The sequence below is a fragment of the Streptomyces sp. DT224 genome (assembly GCF_049844595.1).
GTDB lineage: Bacteria > Actinomycetota > Actinomycetes > Streptomycetales > Streptomycetaceae > Streptomyces.
Map to the genome: position 1 here is coordinate 407749 of NZ_JBNCLI010000005.1, position 15154 is coordinate 422902.

The window sequence follows — 15154 nt, forward strand, 5'->3', positions numbered from 1 at the left end:
TCCCCTCTCGTTATGTGCCGGCCAGCGCCTGGGTCGGCGAGAGCCTGCTGGCCCTTACCGCCGGATATAGCCCGGCTGCCGCGCCGATGACCAGGGTCGATCCGATGCCCGCCGCGCTCGCCCACGCGGGCACGACCGTAGGCCAGTCGCGGCTGAGGGCGTACCCCGAGGTGATCAGCGTCCCCAGGACCGTTCCGGCGAGGCCGCCGATGAGCGACAGGAGCAGTGACTCCATCACGAACTGCGTGCGGATCTGCGCCCGGGTCGCACCGAGCGCGCGGCGCAGCCCTATTTCCGTACGCCGTTCCAGTACGGAGATCACCATCGTGTTGCCGACGCCGACACCGCCGACCAGGAGGGCCACGCCGCCGAGCCCCAGCAGAAGCCCGGTGAGCGCGGACTCGGTGGCCTCGCGGGCGGCGAGCGCGTCCGAGGGCCGCGAGACGCGGACCTCGCCGGGCTTCGCGGGGTACGCCGTGGCCGGGAGCACGTCCCGCACCGCGGCGACCCGGCTGTCCTCCGCCCGTACGTAGACCGTGGACGGGTGGCCGTCGAAACGGAGGTAGGTACGCGCGGCCGGCCGGCCGACCAGGGCGGCGCTGTCGAGTTCCGGGGCGAGCGGCACCGGGTCGAGCACGCCGATCAGCGAGAACCACAGGCCGCCGATCCAGACCCGGGTGCCCGGCCGGTACACGTCCAGCCGCTGGGCGGCCGTCGCCCCGAGCACGACCGCCGGGTACTCCTCGGTGGCGGAGTCCAGCCAGCGGCCCTCGCGGAGGCGGCCGCCGACGGCGGGCAGCAGACCGGTGTCCGCCGCGAGGACGCTCAGCGATCCGGTCCGCCCCACGGCGATGCGTTCGTTGCGGTAGACGTGCGCACCGGTCTCGCCGGTGGCGGCGACCTCCCGCACCGGCGGGATGCGGCGGACCATCGCCACGGACTCCTCCGGGAGTTCGGCCTTCTCCCCGGACAGGGATTCGCCGGGGGCGACCCGCAGCAGGTTGGTCCCGAGCGCGTCGAGCCTGCGGTCCACCTCGGCCTGGCCGGAGCCGGAGATGCCGACCACCGCGATCATGGCGGCGACCCCGATGGCGATCCCGAGGGCGGAGAGGAAGACCCGGAGGGGGCGGGTGCGCAGCCCGGTGGAGCCGAGCCGTACGACGTCGGCGGGGCGCAGCCGGGCGGGTCGCGGCCGGGACGGGCCCCGCCTTCCGTTTCGCGCCTGCCGGGGTGGGAACGGCGAGCGGGCCCCGGCCTCTTCCCGGGTCGGCCCGGACGTATGCGTGCGGTCCGTCATCGGAGATCCCCGGTCGTCGCGGCGCGGGTGACGTCACCGGTCAGCCGGCCGTCGCGTATGTCGAGGCGGCGGGGGAGCCCGGCGGCGATCTCCCGGTCATGGGTGATGACGACGACCGTGGTGCCTGCCGCGTGCAGCCCGTGCAGCAGTTCCAGTACGGCCGCCCCGGAAGCGGAGTCGAGGTTGCCGGTCGGCTCGTCGGCCAGCAGGACCGCGGGGTCGCCGACGACCGCGCGGGCGACCGCGACCCGTTGCCGCTCACCGCCGGAGAGCTGATGCGGGAGGTGGTGGACGCGGTGGCTGAGCCCCACCCGGGCGAGCGCGGCGGCTGCCCGGGCCCTGCGGCGGCGCAGCGATACCCCCGCGTAGAGCAGGCCGTCACCGACCGCGTCGAGCACCGGGACGCCGACCGCCAGGTGGAACTGCTGGAAGACGAAGCCGATCCGGCCGGCCCGGAGAGCAGAGATCTCCCGATCGGACAGCTTCGCCACATCGTGGCCGTCGATCAGCACACGGCCGGCGGAGGGCCGGTCCAGGCTGCCCATCAGGTGGAGCATGCTCGACTTGCCGGAGCCCGAAGGCCCGACGACGGCGACCAGCTCCCCGTGCCCGATCCGCAGACTGACGTCACGCACCGCGTGCACCCCGCCCGGATACGTCTTGGAGACGGCGTCGAATTCCACGACCGCCGAAGAGCCCGCGCCGTGCGCCGGCGAGTCCCCGCTCACTCCGGGATCCTCACCTTCAGGCCCTCGCGGACCGCCGGACCGCTCACCTCCACGTCCCCCTCCGCGAACAGCCCGGTCTTCACCGCGACGAACGTGCCGTCCGCCTTCTCCAGGCCGTGGCCGCCCTCCGCGAGAGCGACCAGGGCGGCGACCGGGACGGTCAGCACGTTCTCGGCACGCCGCCCCACGTACTCGACGGTCACGGGTCCGCTCTCCCATTTCCCCACGGCCTGCTGGTCCTTGATGGTGAGGGTCACCGGCACCGTCGCCGCCCGCGCGCCCGTGCCGCCGCCCTCCTCGGCCTCGTCCGCCTGCTTCCCCACGGACGCCACCCGCCCCTTCACGGCGTTCTCGTCGGGCAGCCGGATCGTCACCCCGGCGCCGCGCACGGCCCACGACGCCTCGGCCGCCGAGGCGTTGACGACGACCTTGCGGGTCGTGCCCGTGTAGGTGAGAGCGCCCTCGCCGACGGCGGCGCCCACCCGGACGCCCGGTCGGCCGATCCGTATCCGCCCGGCGCCGTAGATGACGTCCCCGACGCCGACCGTGCCGGTCTGCGGCAGACCCAGCGACTTCTGCCAGCGCTCGACCGCCGCGGCGGTCTCCTCCGTGAACATCTCGTCCACCGTGAAGCCCGTGTAGCCGAGAGCGGCGAGGTTGGTCTCGAACTGCATGACGTCCATGCCCCGTACGGGCTCGGGCTCGCGTGCGGCCGGGGGCGCGCCCTCGGCGGACTCGCCGGACTCACCGGACTCGCCGGACTCATCGGACTCGGGGGCGGCCGGGGCGGTCCGAGCCAGGCCCAGGTCGCGGTACATCGGCAGCGCCCCGTAGAGCAGCACGGTCGGGCGGTCGTCGACGCGCAGCAGCGTGTCACCGCGCTCCGCCGTCGTGCCGGAAGCGGGCAGCCACGTCACCGTGCCGGTCGCCTTGACCGGCAGCGGGGTCTCCGGGCCGTACCCCAGAGTGCCGTCCACCGTGGTGCGTTCGGTCAGTGTCGCCCGGGTGACGGGAACGGTCGAGCCGGTCCTCGGAAGGGCTTGTGGCCCCTCGTCCCCGCCGCCACCGAGCCCGAGGGCTCCGGTCACCGCGACCGCCGCCACGACGGCCGCGCCGGCGACGACGACGAACATCCGCCGTCCGCGAGCGCCACGCTTCTCATCGAGGTCTGTCACCGTCTCCACGCTCAGCCCTTGCCCGGGCCCGCGTTCTCGGGGACGCCGATGATCGGCCCGCAGATCCGGGCGGCCCGCTTCGCTCCGGCCGCGCTCTGGTCCCACTCGCCCTGGCCGAGGCCGTCGGGGCCGGGGTCGGGGAAGTCGGCGGCGCCGTTCTTCTGCATACAGGCGGCGTATTCGCGCTTCACCTCGATCTGGGCGGCCGACAGCTTGGGCTGGTTGCCCTTCTCGATGCTCTCGGGCACGGCGGAGACGTACCCGGCGCACTTCTCCTGGGCGGACCTGAACTTCGGGTCCTGCTTCAGGTCGCGCCGCTGGTCGCCCGCGCCGAAGTCGATGGTGCCCTTCGCGTCGGGGTCCGGTGCGTCCACGCCGTGTTCCCGCAGGCACGTCGCGTACGCGCGCTGCGCCTTCACGTACGCCGCCACGTCGTCCGTGGCCCTTCCCCTCTCGGCCGGGGCCGACACCTTCCCGCCGCCGGCCGTAGGGACCTCCGCGCCGCCGTCGCTCCCGCCGCAACCGGCCAGTACGAAGGCCACGACCGAGGCCGCGACGGCCGGCCGTACCCGGTTCGTCCTCATCGTTCTCCCGCTCTCCCTGTCGGGCCCGGCCGCGGGTGCGGCGGGCAGGGCGAACGTAGAAGCGGAACGATGAAGAACCTTTGAAGAACCTGTCCGACTGCCGTGCGGTCCGCCACGGGCCGATGCAAAGAGGTCCCCCGACCCGCGTTTCCGCAGGTCGGAGGACCTCTGGGGATGTGGAGCCTAGGAGATTCGAACTCCTGACATCTGCCTTGCAAAGGCAGCGCTCTACCAACTGAGCTAAGGCCCCGACAGCACGCAGCCCGAACACCTCGATGTTCCGGCCACCGCCGCAGAACAGAGTACCGGCTCACCCCCGTGATCATGCAAAAATACGGGGACTCCCCGTGTGCGACCACGCTCCGTAAGATGCTGGTCGAGGTTCGCAGCAGCGAAGCGGATGCGAAGGGGAGACGCAATGGATGCAGCGCAGCAAGAGGCCACGGCCAGAGCCAGAGATCTGCAGCGCAGTTGGTACGGCGAGCCGTTGGGGGCACTCTTCCGCAGGCTGATCGACGACCTCGGTCTCAACCAGGCCCGCCTCGCCGCGGCGCTCGGACTGTCCGCTCCCATGCTCTCCCAGCTCATGAGCGGTCAGCGCGCGAAGATCGGCAATCCGGCGGTCGTCCAGCGGGTCCAGGCCCTGCAGGAGCTGGCCGGCCAGGTCGCCGACGGCAGCGTCAGCGCCGGCGAGGCCACGGCCCGCATGGAGGAGATCAAGAAGTCCCAGGGCGGCTCGGTCCTCTCGGGCACCGGCCAGACCACGTCGAGCGGCGGGGCGCCCACCGTGCGCCGGGTGGTCCGGGAGATCCAGTCGCTGCTGCGCTCGGTCGCGGCGGCCGGTGACATCATCGATGCCGCGGACTCCCTCGCCCCGACGCACCCGGAACTGGCAGAGTTCCTCCGGGTGTACGGAGCGGGGCGCACCGCGGAAGCGGTGGCGCACTACGAGAGCCACCAGAGCTAGGCCCTGCACGGTACGGGGGGCACGGGCCGGAACATGAACGGGGAGCGGGCGCAGCGCCATGGGTGAGGTCTTCGCCGGACGGTACGAACTGGTCGATCCGATCGGACGCGGTGGCGTCGGTGCCGTGTGGCGCGCGTGGGACCACCGGCGCCGCCGCTATGTGGCGGCCAAGGTTCTCCAGCAGAGTGACGCGCACACGTTGCTCCGCTTCGTCCGTGAACAGGCGCTGCGCATCGAGCACCCCCATGTGCTGGCACCGGCGAGCTGGGCCGCCGACGACGACCAGGTCCTGTTCACCATGGACCTCGTCAGCGGCGGTTCGCTGGCCCATGTCATCGGCGACTACGGCCCGTTGCCCCCTCGCTTCGTCTGCACCCTGCTCGATCAGCTGCTGTCCGGCCTCTCGACGGTGCACGCCGAAGGCGTCGTGCACCGGGACATCAAACCGGCCAACATCCTCATGGAGGCAACCGGTCGGGGCCGGCCGCATCTGCGGCTGTCCGACTTCGGCATCTCCATGCGCAAGGGCGAGCCCCGCCTCACCGAGACGAACTACGTGGTGGGGACGCTCGGTTACTTCGCGCCCGAGCAGATGATGGGCGCCGAACCGGACTTCCCGGCGGACCTCTTCGCGGTCGGCCTGGTCGCCCTCTATCTGCTCCAGGGCACCAAGCCCGACTCCCAGGCGCTCATCGAGCACTTCGCGGAGCACGGCACGCCCAGTGCCCCGGACGGCGTCCCGGAGCCTTTGTGGCAGGTCATCGCGGGGCTCCTGCAACCGGATCCGCACGACCGTTTCCGTACCGCCACGGGCGCGCGCAAGGCTCTGAACGCCGCCGTCGACATGCTCCCCGAGCCCTCGGACGCCGAGGAGCCGGTCGAGGTCTTCGATCAGATCGGCCCGCTGCCCGAGGGCTTCGGCCCCGACGGCCCCCTGCGGTCCGGCGGGACGGCGGCAGCGCACTCACCGGATCCTCGGACAAGCGGCCTGCCGGCCGCCCCTCCGTCGCCCCAGGAAGCCTCGGCGCCCCAGCCGACAGCGCCCCAGCCGACAGCCCCCCAGCCGACGGCGCCCCAGCCGACCGGCCCGCACCCCGGCGGGCAGCAGCCGCAGCCCTACCCCTCCGCACCGGCTTCCCTCTCCGAGACGGGCAGTTTCCACCTTCCGCCTCCCGGGCCGGCCGTTCCCGCACACAACACCCCGCACACCGCCGCACCCGCGGCCCCGTACGGCTATCCGAACCCGGCCGGCTACACCGCCCCCGACGCGGCGCCCTCGCACGCGTCGGCCCCCCGCCCCCACGACCGGTCCTTCACCCACCCCTACACGGCTCCCCAGCAAGCGCCGGCCCCCTTCCCGGCCCCGGCATCCACCCCGGGAACGCGTCCGGGACCGTCCCCGAAGGTGGCGGTCCCGGTCCTGCTGGTGGCGCTGATCTGCTTCGCCGTGGGCATCTGGGCGCTGACCCAGGTCTGAGTACGGGGACGGCCGCCCGGCCTACCAAGCCTGGGGCGGCCCGCCGTAGGGGTGCTGCCCGCCCGTGGGTGCGGCCGGGGCGGCGGCCGCGCGGCGCCGTGCGAGCAGGGTCCACGCCCCGAGCCAGAGCACCAGCACGGTGCCGACGCCGATTCCGCCCGCCGCGACCAGCTTCATCGTGCCGCGCTCGCTCCCGGCCTCGGCGGCCTGCGCCCCGCTCTGACCTTCGCGCGCCGCGTCCTTGTCGCCCTGGGTGACGGCGAAGATCCCGGCGTCCCCCTTGTACGGCGACTTCCCCGCCTCACCCCTCACACTGATCTTGAGGGTCAGCGCGATCGGCTTCTGCCCGTACGCCTTGGCGACCTCCGGGCTCAGCGAGACGGAGAGGTAGTACCAGCCCGCGAACCGCATCCCGCCGACATCGTCACTGGAGTCGTACCGGTTCCGGTACGCCACCGGGGGCAGCGGGTCGAAGGGGACGGAAATCGGCTTTCCCGAATAGGACATGGGCGACACATCGGCGACATGCCCCAGCGCGGGGTTCTCCAGTGACACCGCCAGTGCGCTGCCGACGTACGCGCTCTTCTCGGAGGTGCTGTTGCTCAGTTCCGCGGTGGCGAACAGCTGCTGGCCCCAATCCACCGGCACCCGGTAGAAGAGGGTCTGCCCGGGCTCGATCCGGTCCTTCCACTCACCGGTCTCCAGGCTCGTGGCGTCGTAGTAACCGGCGCCCCCGCGCCGGTCCTTGACCGTGGCGGCGGCGGGCGGCTGAGGCGAAGCCGACGGCCAGGACGACGGAGCGGTGGTGGGCATGGCGGAGGGTTCGGCGAGCTCCGGCTCGGAGGTGTAACGCAGTTCCAGGCCCCACTCCCCCTGGTCGGAGGTCCCCTTGCTCTCCCGCTCGATCAGCACGTAGTACGTACCGGCGTCCTGGCAGATGCCGTCCTTGTCGATCCGCCGGGAGGCGTAGGCGGCGATGGGGCGCGGGTACTGCGCGGTCCCGAACATGGCGTCCTGCGAGCTGCACTCGTCATCCGAGCTGTCCCGGACGCTGAGGGTGATCCCGTCCCCGTACGCCACCTTGCCGCCGCCCTTCGGCACGACGACGGCGGAGACATAGGCGTTCGTCTTCGCGTCCAGGTCCAGCCGGTAGTACAGCTTCTGCCCGCTCCGGATCGCGCTCTTGTAGACCCCGTCCGGCTCCAGCTTCGACGCCTCGGCGCTGATGTCGGCGCCGCCGACCGACTCGGCGCCCGGATCGAAGGTGTACGAGCCGGGTGCACCGGCCGCGTACGCCTGTCCCGGCAGCACCGCCACCGCGAACACCGCCGCCACCACCGCCAGCGCCCCCCGCATCCTGCTGCGCCGCCTCATCACGCGCTTCCCCTCGTCATCCGTGCGGCTGCCCGTCAGCGGCCGCGTACCCATACGAACACGGCCGGAATCGCGGCCATGGCGGCAGCCCCCGCGGCCGCAACGACGGCCCATCCTGCCTCTCCCGTACCGCACCTGTCTGCGGAGGCGGCCGAATCACCCCGCTTGTCCGCGCCTCCGTCCCACCCGTCCCCGCCCTTCGGCTCAGCCGGCAGCCGGGCTCCCGCACCCTCACCCTGCGACATCTTTGCTTCCGCACGCTATTAATTCGCTTGCGTGAACTCACGTGCACAGCCGTCACGGTCCCGCAACAGCACGAAGCCCCGGCCGCGTCGGCGACCGGGGCTCCCTACCAGGCTGTTCCGTCTCAGGCACCCGAACCCGCGGGCACGGAGTCGGTCGCCTCCGTCCACAGATCCTGCTCGGCGCGATCCGCCTGGATCTGGCGGTACACGAGGAGCCCGCCGATGGCGGCCAGTGCGACCAGGAGAAGCTTCTTCACCGCGCGACCTCGTCCTTCGTTGGCGTAGGGGACTTCTGCCGCCCGACTATACACACCGGCCGATATCGACCGGTGACCTCCCCGCAACCCAATTGGCGCCTGCCGGAGTGCGGCAGGCGCCCCTCTGTGCGTGCCCCGCGGAAGCACCCGCCGGAAGCCGGAACGGGCCGGTTGAACCATACGAGTGGTGTTCATCTGAAGATCGGCGCATGCGCGGCGTCGGTCCACGAAATCGCGGGCCGGATCCACATCATCGGAAAGGTAAGCAAACCGGACCACCCGAAAGTGAGGGGCCATGAGCACCGTCACGGCCAAGAACATCTGGACCGCCTTCGTCACCGCGTTCTTCGCACTCCTCGCGGCACTGGGCCTCGCGAGCTCCACGGCCACCGCCGCGCAGGTCACGGCCGCGAACACGAACACGGAGCCGGCGGCCACGGTCCACGAGCACACGCCCGCCGCCCGCGCAACCGCGACCGGACCTTCGGTGCGATGGACCCTTCCGCGTGACCGGGCACTGCCCCCCACGATGAAGCAGCGCATCCGGGCCGAGGCCCACGGCTCCTCACCCGCCACCCGGCATCTGTCCGCCGACACCAGGAACACCGTGAACGCCACGGGCTCCGCCCGCGCCTCGCACGGCACTCCGGCACAGGACGCCTCGCTCCTCCCACCGTGACAGCGCCGCCGCACCTGATCCCCTGAGCCCCCGGGCCGGTTCACACCGGACGGGGGCTTTCCCGTGCGCCCGCGCCGGAACACATGCCGGTTGAGTACGTGTACTCACGCCAGGAACAGCGCCCGCCAGAAGCATGAGGACCACCAAGCACGACTACTCCCGGGGGAACCCCATGCACGCTCGCGCCCTGTTCCGTCTGACCTTCGCCAACCCCGTCTCCGCCGTCTACCTGGGGATCGTCGGCGCCTCCATCGTGTTCGAGGCGGCCGTCGCGACCTACGGGGACCCCGGCTTCGTCGGCGTCTGGCCGTTCCTCCTCACCGCCCCGGCCTCGCTGCTGTTCGCCATGGTGGGCATGCGGATCGGCGGCCCGGACGCCGTCTCCTACTGGTTCCTGGCCGGCGGAGTCGTCGTCAGCGCCCTGGTCCAGGCGTTCGTCCTGGGCGCCCTCACGGAGACGCTGCGCGGCCGGCTGCGGCGTACCGCCACGAGATGACACCGCACCCGGGCTGACGTCCCGACAACGCCGAAGGCCCCCCACCGTTCCCGGTGGAGGGCCTTCGTGCTGGTGGGGCTAACAGGATTTGAACCTGTGGCCTCATCCTTATCAGGGATGCGCTCTAACCAACTGAGCTATAGCCCCGCCGCGCTGTTTCCGTCGCGCTGACTTCTGAAGATTAGCGCACGTCGGGGCCAGTCCCAAAATCGATACCCGCCGACCTACTCGTCCTCCGCCAGCGTGAGCTCGACGCCGCCCACGAAGCCCGCCGACAGGTTGTAGATGAAGGCGCCCAGGGTGGCCAGCGCGGTGGCCAGGACCACGTCGATCACTGCGATGACCGAGGTGAAGACCAGGACCCTGGGCAGCGACAGGAACGCCTGGAGGTCGAAGCCGTTGCCCTCGTTGGAACCGGTCGCCTCGCTGATGGTGCCGCCCACGGTGGAGAAGACGCCCATCGCGTCCATCACCATCCACAGGACCGCCGACGCCACCACCGTGCAGATGCCGAGCGCGATGGACAGCAGGAAGCTGACCTTCATCACCGACCACGGATCGGCCTTGGAGACACGCAGGCGCGCCTTGCGGGTACGCGGAGTGGTCCGCGCCCCCGTCCGCGGCTTGCGGGCCGTCTGAGCCGGTCCCGCGCCCTGCTGAGCGCCGTAGGGCCGCCCACCGCCCTGCGTCCCGCCCGGAGGCGAGGGGTAGGCCTGGGGCGGGTGGTACGGGCCCGCCTGACCGGGTGCGGGTTCCCGCTCACCGGGCAGCGGCCCGGTCGCGTAACCCTCGTACTGGGGCTGAGGGCCCCGTGTATCCGTCACAGTGCCCCCTTGGGAGTCCGTGGCGGGGCCACGGGCACCGTTACCTCCCGCTCCGGAAGCGGCCGAACCGGCGCCCGTGGCTCCACTCACGCTCTACTCCTCGTGCTCCCCGGTCGAGGGCGACGTGCCCTCGACATTGCTGTCGACCGTGCTGCCGGCGGCCTCGTCGGCCGTCGTCGCCCCGGTCGTCCCGCCTTCGGCGTCGCTGTCGACGGGTCCGTCGACCTCGTCGGCCTCGCGGCCCGCCTCGGCGTTGCGGGCGATGCCGACGACGGCATCCCGCTTGCCCAGATTGATCAGTTGGACGCCCATGGTGTCACGGCCCGTCTCCCTGACTTCGTTGACTCGCGTACGAATCACACCGCCGCCGAGCGTGATGGCGAGGATCTCGTCCGTCTCCTCGACCACCAGCGCGCCGACCAGCGAGCCCCGGTCCTCCACGATCTTGGCGGCCTTGATGCCGAGGCCACCGCGGCCCTGGACGCGGTACTCGTCGACCGCGGTCCGCTTCGCGTACCCGCCGTCGGTGGCAGTGAACACGAAAGTACCGGGCCTGACCACATTCATCGAGAGCAGTTCGTCTCCCTCGCGGAAACTCATGCCCTTGACACCCGAGGTGGCGCGTCCCATCGGGCGCAGCGCCTCGTCCGTCGCGGTGAACCTGATCGACTGGGCCTTCTTGCTGATGAGCAGCAGATCGTCCTCGGCCGAGACCAGCTCCGCGCCGATCAGCTCGTCGTCGGCGCCGTCCGCCGTCTCGCGCAGGTTGATCGCGATGACGCCACCGGAGCGCGGTGAGTCGTAGTCCTTCAACGCGGTCTTCTTCACCAGGCCGCCCTGGGTGGCCAGGATCAGGTAGGGCGCGGCGTCGTAGTCGCGGATCGCGAGGATCTGCGCGATCCGCTCGTCCGGCTGGAAGGCCAGCAGGTTCGCCACGTGCTGGCCGCGCGCGTCCCGGCCGGCGTCCGGCAGCTCGTACGCCTTGGCCCGGTAGACCCGGCCCTTGTTGGTGAAGAACAGCAGCCAGTGGTGCGTCGTGGACACGAAGAAGTGGTCGACGATGTCGTCTTCCTTGAGCTTCGTGCCGCGCACGCCCTTGCCGCCGCGCTTCTGCGAGCGGTAGTCGTCCGTCTTGGTGCGCTTCACATAGCCGCCGCGGGAGATCGTGACGACGATGTCCTCCTCGGCGATCAGGTCCTCGACGGACATGTCGCCCTCGAAGGGCACCAGCTTGGAACGCCGGTCGTCGCCGAACTTGTCGACGATCGCCGCCAGCTCCTCGCTGACGATCTGCCGCTGCCGCGCGGGCGAGGCCAGGATCTCGTTGTACTCGTTGATCTTCGCCTGGAGCTCGTCGTGCTCGGCGGTGATCTTCTGGTGCTCCAGCGCGGCCAGCCGGCGCAGCTGCATCTCCAGGATCGCGTTCGCCTGGAGCTCGTCGATCTCCAGCAGGCCCATCAGGCCCTCGCGGGCGATCTCGACGGTCTGGCTGCGCCGGATGAGGGCGATGACCTCGTCGATGGCGTTGAGGGCCTTGAGCAGGCCGCGCAGGATGTGCGCGCGCTCCTCGGCCTTGCGCAGCCGGAACTTCGTACGCCGGACGATGACCTCGATCTGGTGCGTCACCCAGTGGCGGATGAACGCGTCGATCGACAGGGTGCGCGGCACCCCGTCCACCAGCGCCAGCATGTTGGCGCCGAAGTTCGACTGCAGGTCGGTGTGCTTGTACAGGTTGTTCAGGACGACCTTGGCGACCGCGTCCCGCTTCAGTACGACGACCAGGCGCTGGCCGGTACGGGAGGAGGTCTCGTCGCGCACGTCGGCGATGCCGCCGACCTTGCCGTCCTTCACCAGGTCGGCGATCTTCTGCGCGAGGTTGTCGGGGTTGGTCTGGTACGGAAGCTCCGTGACGACCAGGCACTGGCGGTTCTGGATCTCCTCGACCGCCACGACCGCGCGCATCGTGATCGAGCCGCGTCCGGTGCGGTACGCCTCCTCGATGCCCTTGCGGCCGACGACCAGCGCGCCGGTGGGGAAGTCCGGGCCCTTGATCCGCTCGATCAGGGCGTCCAGCAGCTCCTCCTGCGATGCCTCCGGGTTCTCCAGGTACCACTGGGCACCGGACGCGACCTCGCGCAGGTTGTGCGGCGGGATGTTGGTCGCCATGCCGACCGCGATGCCGGCGGAGCCGTTGACCAGCAGGTTCGGGAAACGCGCCGGGAGGACCGTCGGCTCCTGGTTGCGGCCGTCGTAGTTGTCCTGGAAGTCGACGGTCTCCTCGTCGATGTCCCGGACCATCTCCATGGACAGCGGCATCATCTTGCACTCGGTGTACCGCATGGCGGCGGCCGGGTCGTTGCCCGGGGAACCGAAGTTGCCGTTGGAGTCCACCAGCGGCATGCGCATCGACCAGGGCTGGGCCAGGCGGACCAGGGCGTCGTAGATCGAGGAGTCGCCGTGCGGGTGGTACGTACCCATGACGTCACCGACGACGCGGGCGCACTTGTAGAAGCCCTTCTCGGGCCGGTAGCCGCCGTCGTACATCGCGTACAGCACCCGGCGGTGGACGGGCTTGAGGCCGTCCCGCACGTCGGGCAGCGCACGCGAGACGATGACGGACATCGCGTAGTCGAGGTAGGAGCGCTGCATCTCCGTCTCGAGCCCGACGGGCTCGACACGCATACCCACGCCCTCGACGGGCGGAACCTCTTCGGGCGTCACGGGTGCGGGGGTGTTCTCGTCGGCCATTGCTGGTCAAAGTCCTTTCGCGGCTGCGGTTCGGAGGGTCGCCGGACCCTCCTCCTTGTTCGGCCGACTCAGATGTCGAGGAAGCGGACGTCCTTGGCGTTGCGCTGGATGAACGAGCGCCGCGCCTCGACGTCCTCACCCATGAGCACCGAGAACAGGTCGTCGGCCTGCGCCGCGTCGTCCAGCGTGACCTGGCCGAGCACCCGGTGGTCGACGTCCATCGTGGTGACGCGCAGCTCCTCGGCGTTCATCTCCCCGAGGCCCTTGAAGCGCTGGATCGAGTCTTCCTTGATCCGCTTGCCGTTCTGCTTGCCGAGCGCGACCAGGGCGTCCCGCTCGCGGTCCGAGTACGCGTACTCGGAGTCGTCGCGACCCCACTTGATCTTGTACAGCGGGGGGCGCGACAGATAGACATGGCCGGCCTCGACCAGCGGACGCATGAAGCGGAACAGGAACGTCAGCAGCAGGGTGTTGATGTGCTGGCCGTCGACATCGGCGTCCGCCATCAGGATGATCTTGTGATAGCGGAGCTTCTCGATGTCGAAGTCCTCGTGGACCCCGGTGCCGAACGCCGAGATCAGCGCCTGGACCTCGGTGTTCTGGAGGATCTTGTCGACCCGGGCCTTCTCGACGTTCAGGATCTTGCCCCGGATCGGCAGGATCGCCTGGTACATCGGGTTGCGGCCGGACTTGGCCGAGCCGCCGGCGGAGTCACCCTCGACGATGAAGATCTCGCACTTGGTGGGGTCGTTCGACTGGCAGTCGCTGAGCTTGCCGGGGAGCGAGGCGCTCTCCAGCAGCCCCTTGCGACGGGTCAGGTCGCGCGCCTTGCGGGCCGCCACGCGGGCGGTCGAGGCGGCGATGCCCTTGCGGATGATGTCGGCCGCCTCGTTGGGGTTGCGGTCGAACCAGTCCGTCAGCTGCTCGTGGACGACCTTCTGCACGAAGGTCTTGGCCTCCGTGTTGCCCAGCTTGGTCTTCGTCTGGCCTTCGAACTGCGGCTCGCCCAGCTTCACCGAGATGATCGCGGTCAAACCTTCGCGGACGTCCTCGCCGGTGAGGTTGTCGTCCTTCTCGCGGAGCAGCTTCTTGTCACGGGCGTACCGGTTGACCAGGGAGGTCAGCGCGGCGCGGAAGCCTTCCTCGTGCGTACCGCCCTCATGCGTGTGGATCGCGTTGGCGAAGGAGTAGACACCCTCGCTGTACTGCGTGTTCCACTGCATGGCGATCTCGACCGACAGCAGCCGGTCCTTGTCCTCGGCCTCGATGTCGATCACCGACTGGTGGATGACATCGCCCTTGCGGGAGTTGAGGTACTTGACGAAGTCGACGATGCCGTTCTCGTAGTGGTACGTGACCGAGCGGGCCACTTCCTCCTCGGGAACGTCCACCGCCTCGGCGCTGTCCGCGCCGGCCGTCGCCTTCGCCGACTCGCGTTCGTCGGTCAGCTTGAGGGTGAGGCCCTTGTTGAGGAAGGCCATCTCCTGGAAGCGGCGCGAGAGCGTCTCGAAGGAGTACTCGGTCGTCTCGAAGATGTCGCCGTCGGCCCAGAAGGTGACGCTCGTACCGGTCTCGTCGGTGGCCTCGTTACGCGCCAGCGGGGCGGTCGGGACACCGAACTTGTAGTCCTGGGTCCAGCGGTACCCGTCGGTCTTCACCTCGACGGCCACCCGCGTGGACAGGGCGTTGACGACGGAGACGCCGACGCCGTGCAGACCACCGGAGACGGCGTAACCGCCGCCGCCGAACTTGCCGCCCGCGTGCAGGACGGTGAGGACGACCTCGACGGCGGGCTTGCCCTCGGACGGCACGATGCCGACCGGGATGCCACGGCCGTTGTCGATCACGCGCACCCCGCCGTCGGCGAGGATCGTGACGTCGATGGTGTCCGCGTGCCCGGCCATGGCCTCGTCGACCGAGTTGTCCACGACCTCCTGCACGAGGTGGTGGAGACCGCGCTCACCGGTCGAGCCGATGTACATGCCAGGTCGCTTGCGGACCGCGTCCAGACCCTCCAGCACGGTGATCGCGCTGGCGTCGTACGAGGGCTGCGCCTCGGCCTGGGCGGGAGCGGCGTCGCCCTCGCCCTGAGTGGACGGAATGTTCTCGTTGGGGTTGCCGGAATCGGCCACGAAGCGCCCTTTCTGGCACAGCACAGGCCGTTCTCCGGGCAGGCGGGAGCGGCTGCGTCGTTCGGCTTGTATCGACGAATCCCGCAAGACGCGGGATTGTTCATCAGTCTACCGGTAGCGCCGACCCGAATGGGGGTTTGCGGGCACCTGAGTACGCATGTGCCGCCCTGA

13 protein-coding genes and 2 tRNA genes are annotated in these 15154 nt (G+C 70.5%); 4 read left to right on the top strand and 11 right to left on the bottom strand.

Features of this window, described 5'->3' with window-relative positions; genetic code table 11:
• Positions 1–10 precede the first annotated feature (10 nt).
• The 5 genes from ACLQ2N_RS15050 to ACLQ2N_RS15070 form a co-directional block, all read right to left on the bottom strand.
• Complete coding sequence (locus ACLQ2N_RS15050) at positions 11–1297, bottom strand: ABC transporter permease (RefSeq protein WP_425813006.1); 1287 nt, start codon at positions 1295–1297, stop codon at positions 11–13.
• Positions 1294–2025, bottom strand: a complete 732-nt coding sequence (locus ACLQ2N_RS15055; RefSeq protein ID WP_425813008.1) for an ABC transporter ATP-binding protein — start codon at positions 2023–2025, stop codon at positions 1294–1296. Before ACLQ2N_RS15055 ends, ACLQ2N_RS15050 begins: the two co-directional genes overlap by 4 nt.
• Positions 2022–3200, bottom strand: a complete 1179-nt coding sequence (locus tag ACLQ2N_RS15060) for a peptidoglycan-binding protein (protein WP_425813010.1) — start codon at positions 3198–3200, stop codon at positions 2022–2024. The genes ACLQ2N_RS15055 and ACLQ2N_RS15060 overlap by 4 nt, the downstream gene beginning before the upstream one ends.
• Positions 3201–3211: 11 nt before the next feature.
• Positions 3212–3784 (bottom strand): hypothetical protein, encoded by a 573-nt coding sequence (locus tag ACLQ2N_RS15065; RefSeq protein ID WP_425813012.1) that lies wholly within the window; start codon positions 3782–3784, stop codon positions 3212–3214.
• Between the two features lie 177 nt (positions 3785–3961).
• Positions 3962–4034: transfer RNA gene (locus ACLQ2N_RS15070), tRNA-Ala, on the bottom strand.
• A 168-nt stretch (positions 4035–4202) separates the two neighbouring features.
• Between ACLQ2N_RS15070 and ACLQ2N_RS15075 the strand changes: the two genes are divergently transcribed.
• The gene (locus ACLQ2N_RS15075) at positions 4203–4751 is read left to right on the top strand and encodes a DNA-binding protein (protein ID WP_425813014.1); all 549 of its coding nucleotides are present in this window, start codon (positions 4203–4205) and stop codon (positions 4749–4751) included.
• Between the two features lie 58 nt (positions 4752–4809).
• Positions 4810–6228 (top strand): serine/threonine protein kinase, encoded by a 1419-nt coding sequence (locus ACLQ2N_RS15080; protein ID WP_425813016.1) that lies wholly within the window; start codon positions 4810–4812, stop codon positions 6226–6228.
• A gap of 21 nt (positions 6229–6249) precedes the next feature.
• Here the strand turns inward: ACLQ2N_RS15080 and ACLQ2N_RS15085 are convergent, their stop codons facing one another.
• Positions 6250–7584 carry a hypothetical protein gene (locus tag ACLQ2N_RS15085; RefSeq protein WP_425813234.1) on the bottom strand — a complete coding sequence of 445 codons (1335 nt, stop codon included), beginning with the start codon at positions 7582–7584 and terminating at the stop codon, positions 6250–6252.
• Between the two features lie 385 nt (positions 7585–7969).
• Entirely contained in the window at positions 7970–8104 is a 135-nt protein-coding gene (locus ACLQ2N_RS15090) for a DLW-39 family protein (RefSeq protein WP_221939369.1), read from the bottom strand.
• A 295-nt stretch (positions 8105–8399) separates the two neighbouring features.
• On the opposite strand from ACLQ2N_RS15090, the gene ACLQ2N_RS15095 reads away from it, so the two are divergent.
• On the top strand, positions 8400–8783 hold the full coding sequence (locus tag ACLQ2N_RS15095; RefSeq protein ID WP_425813018.1) for a DUF6344 domain-containing protein: 384 nt from the start codon (positions 8400–8402) through the stop codon (positions 8781–8783).
• Between the two features lie 133 nt (positions 8784–8916).
• Entirely contained in the window at positions 8917–9279 is a 363-nt protein-coding gene (locus tag ACLQ2N_RS15100) for an SCO4225 family membrane protein (protein ID WP_425813020.1), read from the top strand.
• Positions 9280–9349: 70 nt separating this feature from the next.
• On the opposite strand, the gene ACLQ2N_RS15105 is transcribed toward ACLQ2N_RS15100, so the two are convergent.
• From ACLQ2N_RS15105 to gyrB, 4 genes are all read right to left on the bottom strand, one after another.
• Positions 9350–9426, bottom strand: a tRNA-Ile gene (locus ACLQ2N_RS15105).
• A gap of 77 nt (positions 9427–9503) precedes the next feature.
• Positions 9504–10103: a DUF3566 domain-containing protein gene (locus tag ACLQ2N_RS15110; RefSeq protein ID WP_425813022.1), complete on the bottom strand. Its 600-nt coding sequence runs from the start codon at positions 10101–10103 to the stop codon at positions 9504–9506.
• A 93-nt stretch (positions 10104–10196) separates the two neighbouring features.
• Positions 10197–12851, bottom strand: coding sequence for a DNA gyrase subunit A (gyrA, locus tag ACLQ2N_RS15115; protein WP_425813024.1), 2655 nt, complete (start codon positions 12849–12851; stop codon positions 10197–10199).
• Positions 12852–12919: 68 nt separating this feature from the next.
• Positions 12920–15007 carry a DNA topoisomerase (ATP-hydrolyzing) subunit B gene (gene gyrB / locus ACLQ2N_RS15120; protein WP_425813026.1) on the bottom strand — a complete coding sequence of 696 codons (2088 nt, stop codon included), beginning with the start codon at positions 15005–15007 and terminating at the stop codon, positions 12920–12922.
• Between the last annotated feature and the right edge of the window lie 147 nt (positions 15008–15154).